Annotated in this window: 6 protein-coding genes, 2 tRNA genes and 1 rRNA gene; all 9 read left to right on the top strand. The window is 69.5% G+C overall.

Annotation, left to right across the window (positions count from 1 at the left end; all coding sequences use genetic code 11):
- The first annotated feature begins 300 nt into the window (after positions 1 to 300).
- A complete protein-coding gene (locus QM595_RS06945; RefSeq protein WP_415170810.1) occupies positions 301 to 1,566 on the top strand; it encodes a deoxyguanosinetriphosphate triphosphohydrolase in 1,266 nt (421 codons plus the stop codon).
- Positions 1,563 to 2,612, top strand: coding sequence for a DNA adenine methylase (locus QM595_RS06950; RefSeq protein ID WP_415170811.1), 1,050 nt, complete (start codon positions 1,563 to 1,565; stop codon positions 2,610 to 2,612). The genes QM595_RS06945 and QM595_RS06950 overlap by 4 nt, the downstream gene beginning before the upstream one ends.
- Before the next feature lie 10 nt (positions 2,613 to 2,622).
- Positions 2,623 to 3,537, top strand: a complete 915-nt coding sequence (locus QM595_RS06955) for a 2-hydroxyacid dehydrogenase (protein WP_415170812.1) — start codon at positions 2,623 to 2,625, stop codon at positions 3,535 to 3,537.
- 31 nt (positions 3,538 to 3,568) lie between these two features.
- Complete coding sequence (gene dnaG / locus QM595_RS06960; RefSeq protein ID WP_415170813.1) at positions 3,569 to 5,407, top strand: DNA primase; 1,839 nt, start codon at positions 3,569 to 3,571, stop codon at positions 5,405 to 5,407.
- Entirely contained in the window at positions 5,404 to 5,847 is a 444-nt protein-coding gene (locus tag QM595_RS06965) for a hypothetical protein (protein WP_415170814.1), read from the top strand. Before dnaG ends, QM595_RS06965 begins: the two co-directional genes overlap by 4 nt.
- Before the next feature lie 72 nt (positions 5,848 to 5,919).
- Positions 5,920 to 5,992: transfer RNA gene (locus tag QM595_RS06970), tRNA-Asn, on the top strand.
- 152 nt (positions 5,993 to 6,144) lie between these two features.
- A tRNA-Ile gene (locus tag QM595_RS06975) sits at positions 6,145 to 6,221 on the top strand.
- Positions 6,222 to 6,271: 50 nt separating this feature from the next.
- Positions 6,272 to 7,558, top strand: coding sequence for a tyrosine--tRNA ligase (tyrS, locus tag QM595_RS06980; RefSeq protein WP_415170815.1), 1,287 nt, complete (start codon positions 6,272 to 6,274; stop codon positions 7,556 to 7,558).
- Between the two features lie 518 nt (positions 7,559 to 8,076).
- Positions 8,077 to 8,501: ribosomal RNA gene (locus QM595_RS06985) — 16S ribosomal RNA — on the top strand; the annotation flags it as partial.

The raw sequence follows: 8,501 nt of genomic DNA on the forward strand, positions 1-8,501 counted from the left end.
GGGTGTCCAGATCGGTGTCCACGAAAGCCTCCAGAGCTTGAGTTGGTTCGCAACACCGACTCTTGGACACCCTCGACCTATTTCACCCTCGCCACACCGGCCCCAGCCCTTGGAATAAGTCATCTAGACGCCGTCGTCGGGTCCGAGCCGGAAAAGGGCGGAAGATCGGCCGGTCTCACGCGTGATCTCGGGCGAGATCTCCCGCCCTTCTCGCTAGATGGTGGAGCGGCGAAGGTCCCGCCCCGATGCCGCGCCTCCCGTTCCAGACCTCGAGAGGCTGTCACCACTACAGTTCGGTGAGTGGACGAGGATGCGCTGTACGACGCGGCGGATCGCGAGCGCATCGTCGCCGAGCCGCCCAAGCGGGTGGCGGCACCGGAGCGGACGCCCTTCGAGCGCGACCGGGCCCGGGTCGTCCACGCCGCCGCCTCGCGTCGGCTGGCCGCCAAGACGCAGGTGGTCGGGCCGCAGTCCGACGACTTCGTCCGCAACCGGCTGACCCACTCCCTGGAGGTCGCCCAGGTCGCCCGCGATCTCTCCCGGGCGCTCGGCCAGAGCCCCGGCGCGAGCCAGCCGGACATCGCCGAGACCGCGGCGCTGGCCCACGACCTCGGCCACCCGCCGTTCGGGCACAACGGCGAGGGCGTCCTCGCCGAGCTCGCGACCGACTGCGGCGGCTTCGAGGGCAACGCGCAGACGCTGCGGATCCTGACCAGGCTGGAGGCCAAGACCTTCGACCGCGACGGCCGCTCGGTCGGCCTCAACCTGACCCGGGCGACGCTGGACGCCTGCACCAAGTACCCCTGGCGTCGCGGCGAGGCGCCGGCCGGGCCGAGCACCGGGAAGTTCGGCGTCTACGAGGACGACCTGCCCGTCTTCACCTGGCTGCGCTCGCCGGGGACGGGGTCCCCGGAGAACGGGCGACGGCGATGCGTCGAGGCCCAGATCATGGACCTGGCCGACGACGTCGCCTACTCCGTCCACGACGTCGAGGACGGCATCGTCGCCGGCCGCCTCGACCTCACCACGATCGACCGACCCGCGGTCTGGGAGACGGTGCGCGGCTGGTACCTCCCCGAGGCCACCGACGCCGAGCTCGACGCCGTCTTCGACGGGCTGCGGGCGATGCCGAGCTGGCCCGTCGCGAGGTACGACGGCAGCAGGCGCGGCGTGGCGTCGCTGAAGAACCTCACCAGCGATGTCATCGGCCGGTTCTGCGGCGCGGTGCAGGAGGCCACCGGGACGGGGCCGTTCGTGCGCTACCGGGCCGATCTGGTGGTGCCGGAGCAGACCCGGCTGGAGATCGCCGTGCTCAAGGGCATCGCCGCCTACTACGTCATGGAGTCCGCCGACCGTCGCCGGCTGCAGCAGCGGCAGCGAGAGCTGCTCGCCGAGCTGGTCGCGGCGCTCGCCGATCGCGCCCCCGACGTGCTCGACCGGCCCTTCGCCGACGACTGGGCCGTCGCTGCCGACGATGCCGCCCGACGCCGGGTGGTCATCGACCAGGTCGCCTCGCTGACCGACGTCACCGCCGTCTCCTGGCATCACCGGCTGGTGGGTCGATGATCAAGTACCTCGGCTCCAAGCGGACCCTCGTCCCGGTGCTCGCCGACATGGCCGTGGCGACCGGCGCCCGCACCGCCGTGGACCTGTTCACCGGCACCACCCGCGTCGCCCAGGCCCTGAAGCGGCGCGGGCTGGAGGTCACCGCCGCCGACCTGGCGTCGTACTCGGGCGTCCTCGCCGACTGCTTCATCGCCACCGACGCCACCCAGGTCGACAGCCAGGAGCTCGACAACGAGCTCAAGCGGCTCGACGCGCTGCCACCGACGCCGGGCTACTTCACCGAGACCTTCTGCGAGCGCTCGCGCTACTTCCAGCCCAAGAACGGCGCCCGCGTCGACGCCATCAGGAGCGCCCTGCAGGAGTACGCCGGCACGCCGCTGTTCCCGATCCTGCTGACCGCCCTCATGCTGGCCGCCGACCGGGTCGACTCCACGACCGGACTGCAGATGGCCTATCTCAAGCAATGGGCACCCCGCGCACACCAGGACCTGGTGCTGCGCCGCCCGGAGCTGGTCGCCGGCCCGGGCGCGACGGTGGTCGGCGACGCCACGACCGTCGTCGACGAGCTGCCCCCGGTCGACCTGATGTACCTCGACCCGCCCTACAACCAGCACCGCTATTTCACCAACTACCACATCTGGGAGACCCTGGTCCGCTGGGACGCCCCGGAGCACTACGGCGTCGCCTGCAAGCGGGTCGACGCCCGCGCCCCCGAGACCCGCAGCGTCTTCAACGGCCGGCGCACCATGCCCGCCGCGCTCGCCTCGGTGATCTCCCGGGCCAAGGCGGAGGTGCTGATGGTCTCCTACAACGACGAGTCCTGGCTGAGCGCGGCCGAGCTCGACCGGATGCTGCGCGAGGCCGGCCACGAGGATGTCGCGATGCTCGCCTTCGACGCCAAGCGGTACGTCGGCGCGCAGATCGGCATCCACAACGGCGCCGGCGAGAAGGTCGGCCGGATCTCCCACCTGCGCAACACCGAGCTGGTCTTCGTGGCCGGCCCGCGGGACAGGGTCGCCGCAGCGGTGGCCGCCGCGCCTCGGTAGTCTCAGGGCCGTGACCGAGCCGCTCGTCTGGATCCCCTTCGACCCGGCGGAGCTGGGCGAGGTGCCGGCAGGGCTGCGGTTCGAGGTTGTAGACCCGATCCTCCACGTGCCGGACAGCGTCGCCGACGTGGCGTTCTACGTGACGCCGTACAACATGTCGCGCAAGGTCGGCGAGGTCTTCCCCCAGATGGCGAGCCTGCGGGTGGTGCAGACGCTCTCGGCGGGCGTCGACGCGATCCGCGATCTGGTGCCGCCGGGGGTCACGCTCTGCAACGGCCGCGGCATCCACGACACCTCGACCGCCGAGCTGGCCCTGACGCTGACGCTCGCCGCGCTGCGCGAGGTGCCGCGGTTCGTCAGGCAGCAGGACCGTCACGAGTGGTCGCGCTCGTTCGCCTCGTCGCTGGCCGACCGCCGGGTGCTCGTGGTGGGGTACGGCGCCATCGGTGCCGCCATCGAGGCCCGGCTGCTGCCCTTCGAGTGCGAGGTGGTGCGGGTGGCTCGCACCGCCAAGCCGGGCGTCCACGCCATCACGGAGCTGCCTGCGCTGCTGCCCACCGCGGATGTGGTGATCCTGATCGTCCCGCTCACCGAGGAGACCCGCGGCCTGGTCGACGAGGACTTCCTGGCCGCGATGAGGCAGGACGCCCTGCTCGTCAACGTCGCTCGCGGCCCCGTCGTGGTCACCGACGATCTGGTCGCCGCGCTGCGCGCCGGCCGGATCCGGGCCGCGCTCGACGTGACCGACCCCGAGCCGATCCCACCCGGCCATCCGCTCTGGGACGCGCCGGGCGTGCTGATCAGCCCGCACACCGGCGGTGCCAGCACGGCGATGTGGCCACGCGCCCGCCGGCTGGTCCGCGAGCAGCTGGCTCGGTTCGCGGCCGGTCGGCCGCTGGCCAACGTGATGACCGGCGACTACTGAGGACGCGGGCCCCTCGGCCTAGGATCGACCCGTGGCCGGACGCATCCTCGACAAGAGCATCGCCGAGGTGCGCGAGAAGGCCCGGATCGAGGACGTCATCGGGCAGTACGTCACGCTGCGCAACGCCGGCGGCGGCAACCTGAAGGGGCTGTGCCCCTTCCACGACGAGCGCTCGCCGAGCTTCAACGTCACCCCGTCGAAGCAGTTCTTCCACTGCTTCGGCTGCCAGGCCGGTGGTGACGTCATCGACTTCCTGATGCGCATCGACGGGCTGAGCTTCGGCGAGACGATCGAACGGCTGGCCGACAAGGTGGGCGTCGTACTCGAGCGGGAGGAGGGTGGCAGCGGACCTCGCGAGCGGCGTGGCCCGGGTCGCGGCAAGCTGGTCGAGGCCCACAAGCTGGCCGCCGAGTTCTACGCCGAGCAGTTGCTCGGCCCGGCCGCCGTCACGGCCCGGCAGTTCCTCGCCGAGCGCAGCTTCGACCAGGCGGTGGCCGAGCAGTTCGGCGTCGGCTTCGCACCCACCGACGGCAAGTCGCTGGCGCGGCACCTGCGCAGCCGCGGCTTCACCGAGGAAGAGCTCGCCGTCGCCGGATTGGTGCGCGCCAACGGCTGGGACGTCTTCCAGGGCCGCGCGATCTGGCCCATCCGCGAGTCGAACGGCGACATCATCGGCTTCGGCGCCCGCAAGCTCTTCGACGACGACCGCATCTCGGGGAAGTACATCAACACCTCCGAGACCCCGATCTACAAGAAGAACCAGGTGCTCTACGGCATCGACCTGGCCCGGCACGGGATGCGGACCACCGGCCAGGCGGTCGTCGTCGAGGGCTACACCGACGTGATGGCCTGCCACCTCGCCGGCGTCACCACCGCCGTCGCCAGCTGCGGCACCGCGTTCACCGCCGACCACGGCAAGGTGGTGCGGCGCTTCATGGGCGACTTCGACGGCGCCGGCGAGATCGTCTTCACCTTCGACGGCGACGCCGCCGGCCAGGCAGCGGCCATGAAGGTGTTCGCCTCCGACGCGGACTACGCCGGGCAGACCTATGTCGCCGTCGCGCCGGGCGGCCTCGACCCCTGTGACCTGCGGCTCCAGCAGGGCGACGAGGCGGTCAGGGCGCTCATCGCCGGTCGGCAGCCGCTCTACCGGTTCGTGCTCGGCAATGTCGTCGGTCGCTACGACCTCGACCGGGCCGACGGCCGCGTCGACGCGCTCCGCGAGGGTGCCCGGCTGGTCAGCTCGGTGCGCGACAGGTCGAAGGTGGGGGAGTTCGCCCGAGAGCTGGCCGGCATGGTCGGAGTGGACGTCGACACCGCGCTGGCAGAGGTACGCCGGGCCGAGGCGTCGGGCCGGCGCCCGGCGCCGGTCGCCGCGGCACCACCACCGCAGCAGGACCTGCCCGACCCGCGCGACCCGCGATTCCTGGTGGAGCGGTCGGCGCTGCGCGCGCTGCTGCAGCACCCGATGGTGATCGGCACGCTCACCGCCGGCATCACCGCCGAAGACTTCCTCCACCCCGCCCACCGAGCCGTCTGGGCGCTCATGGAGTCGGTCGGCGGCCTGGCCAGCGGAGCGGCAGACTCCCAGTGGGCCGCCAACGTGCGGGCCAAGGCCGACGACCCGCGGCTCGGCCAGCTGATCAGCGCGCTGGCGGTCGAAGTCATCCCGTCGAAGTCGCCCGAGACCCATGTGACCTGGGCCGTCGCCCGGCTCCGCGAGGCGACCCTTGGCCGCCGGATCGACGACGCCCACAGCCGGCTGCAGCGGGCCGACCCCAACGACACCGCCGCCTACTTCGAGATCGCCGGCGCGCTCTCCTCGCTCGAGCAACAGCGGCGGGCGCTGCGCGACAGGTTCCTGTCGTGAGGCGACAAAGCGAGACCGGCGAGCGGCTGCTCGCGACGGCCGTGGGAGCCGAGGGCGAGGTGGCCGGCAGCCGGGAGGCGCTGCATCTCCCCGGGCACCGGATTCCCTGGGAACAGGTCGAGACCGCCTCCTGGAGCGCGGAGGACGGCGTACTGACCGTCGTCGAGGCCGGCACCTGGGGCTCGCCCCGGCCGGTCCACCGGGTTGCCCTCGACCGCCCCGGCCGGCTGCTGGAGCTGGTCCGCGAGCGGGTCACCGCCACCGTCCTGTTACAGCGGGCATTCGCCGGCGGCCGGGTGGTGGCACGTCGAGCCCCGGCCGGCAACCGCGAGGTCGCCTGGTTCCTGCAGTACGACGACGCCGTCGATCCCGCCGATCCAGCGGTGGCCGAGGCCGCCGACGCAGCGCTGCTGGCCGCTCGTGCCGAGGTCGGCTGGTAGCCGACGACGAGGCCCGATACCGATTTCAGGTACGACGCGACCGCTTGCTAAGGTTTCCCGGCTGCCAAGCGATCCCCTGTAGCTCAACTGGCAGAGCATGCGACTGTTAATCGCAGGGTTGTTGGTTCGAGTCCAACCGGGGGAGCAAGACGAAGCCGCTGAGTCGATCTCGGCGGCTTCTGTGCGTGCATGGGGTCGTGCTCGACCTGCTGCTGCGCATCCTCGGGCTCCGTGCGCTGGCCTACGCCCCGCTCGAGATCGTGCCTGAGTGAGGCTCCCGGTAGGGTCCTGCCGGAAGGGGCGGTAGCTCAGTCGGTCAGAGCAGAGGACTCATAATCCTTGGGTCGTGGGTTCGAGCCCCACCCGCCCTACCAGAGTCGGAGTCACCAGGACTTCGAGCACTCGCGAACCGGAAAGGCCACCTGTGTCCATCGACCAGACCCTCCTCGACGACCTCGAGTGGCGCGGCCTCGTCGCGCACTCGACGGACCGCGACGCGCTCGCCGAGGCGCTCGCCGAGGGGGTCCGGTTCTATGTGGGCTTCGACCCGACCGCGCCGAGCCTGCACATGGGCAACCTGCTGCAGATCGTCACCGCCATGCGGCTGCAGCGCGCCGGCCACACGCCGTACGCGCTGGTCGGCGGCGCCACCGGCATGATCGGCGACCCACGTGACTCCGGCGAGCGCACTCTCAACGACTTCGACACCGTCAAGGAATGGGTGGAGCGAGTACGTCGCCAGATCGAGCCGTTCCTTGCGTTCGAGGGCGACGCGGGGTTCGACGGAGACAACGGAGCCACCATGGTCAACAACTACGACTGGACCGCCTCGCTCTCGACCATCGACTTCCTGCGCGACATCGGCAAACACTTCCCGGTCAACCGGATGCTCGGCCGCGACGTGGTGGCCCGCCGGCTCGAGCAGGGGATCAGCTACACCGAGTTCTCCTACATCCTGCTGCAATCGCTGGACTTCCTGAACCTCTACCGCGACCACGGCGTCACCCTGCAGTTCGGTGGCTCCGACCAGTGGGGCAATCTCACCGGCGGCGTCGAGCTGATCCGCCGGGCCGACGGCGGCAAGGCGCACGCCTTCGCCACTCCGCTGGTGACCAAGGCGGACGGCACCAAGTACGGCAAGACCGAAGGCGGTGCCCTCTGGCTCGACCCGGAGATGATGTCGCCCTACGCCTTCCATCAGTTCTGGCTCAACGTCGAGGACGAGAAGGTCGGCGAGCTGCTGCGCCTGTTCACCTTCCTCTCCCACGAGGAGATCGAGGACCTCGAGCGGCAGCACGCCGAGAAGCCGTTCCTGCGTGCCGCTCAGAAGGCGCTGGCCGACCAGGTGACGACGCTGGTCCACGGTGAGGAGGAGACCACGCAGGCGCGGGCGGCGGCGGCGGCGCTGTTCGGCGGGGGAGACCTGCACTCGCTGAGCGGTACGACGCTCGCGGCCGCGCTGCGCGAGGCGGGCTCGATCAGGGTGGCACGCGGCGAGGAGTGGCCCTCCGTGGTCGACGTGCTGGTCGCCAGCGGTCTCGCCGCCAGTCGTGGCGAGGCTCGACGGACCATCGCCGAGGGCGGCGCCTACCTCAACAACACGCGTGTGGAGGACGAGGCCACCACTGTCTCCGAGGCCGATCTCATCGCCGGCTCGTGGCTGGTGCTCAGGCGTGGGAAGAAGCGCTTCGCCGGCGTCGAGCTGGCGTGACACGCCGAGTGTGCGCTCGATTTGTGCTCCGGCGGCGGTTCACGTAGTGTTCTCCGGGTCGCCAGGGAGCGGCGGGCAGCAAGTCCGGATGAGATGACTCAGTAGGACGGGCTGCCGGCCCCGAGGCGGCCACCTCCTTTGAGCTTCACCTCCGGGTGATGTGCGCGCGCCAGACGGCGAAGGCACTCGAACCCGGACGTCGTAGCGCGCGGGGGTGGGTGGAAAAGCTTCAAAGCCCGCCGATTTGGCAGGCAAGATGCGGATCTACTAAAGTACGACAAGTCCCGCAGGGGAGAGTAGTAATGCTCAAGCCACGGTGTGCGTGTGATTTTTGAGAACTCAACAGTGTGTCAATAGTCGATGAATTAGTTTGTTGTGCCCTGTCGGTTCGCTTTTTTTTGGGTGGATTGATGGTTTTTTGGCATTGATTCTGATGTTTTTTGTCAGTGTTTTTGTGTTGGGCATCTCTTCTTTCTTGGTTGGCTTCTTTTTTGTGGGGGTTGGCTGGGTGTTTGTTTTTTATGGAGAGTTTGATCCTGGCTCAGGACGAACGCTGGCGGCGTGCTTAACACATGCAAGTCGAGCGGAAAGGCCCTTTGGGGTACTCGAGCGGCGAACGGGTGAGTAACACGTGAGTAATCTGCCCCGTACTTTGGGATAGCTTCGGGAAACCGAAATTAATACCGGATATGATCGTCTGCCGCATGGTGGGTGGTGGAAAGTTTTTTCGGTGCGGGATGTGCTCGCGGCCTATCAGCTTGTTGGTGGGGTAATGGCCTACCAAGGCTTCGACGGGTAGCCGGCCTGAGAGGGTGACCGGCCACACTGGGACTGAGACACGGCCCAGACTCCTACGGGAGGCAGCAGTGGGGAATATTGGACAATGGGCGGAAGCCTGATCCAGCAACGCCGCGTGAGGGATGACGGCCTTCGGGTTGTAAAC

Source organism: Nocardioides sp. (genome assembly GCF_047607185.1).
Taxonomy (GTDB): domain Bacteria; phylum Actinomycetota; class Actinomycetes; order Propionibacteriales; family Nocardioidaceae; genus Nocardioides.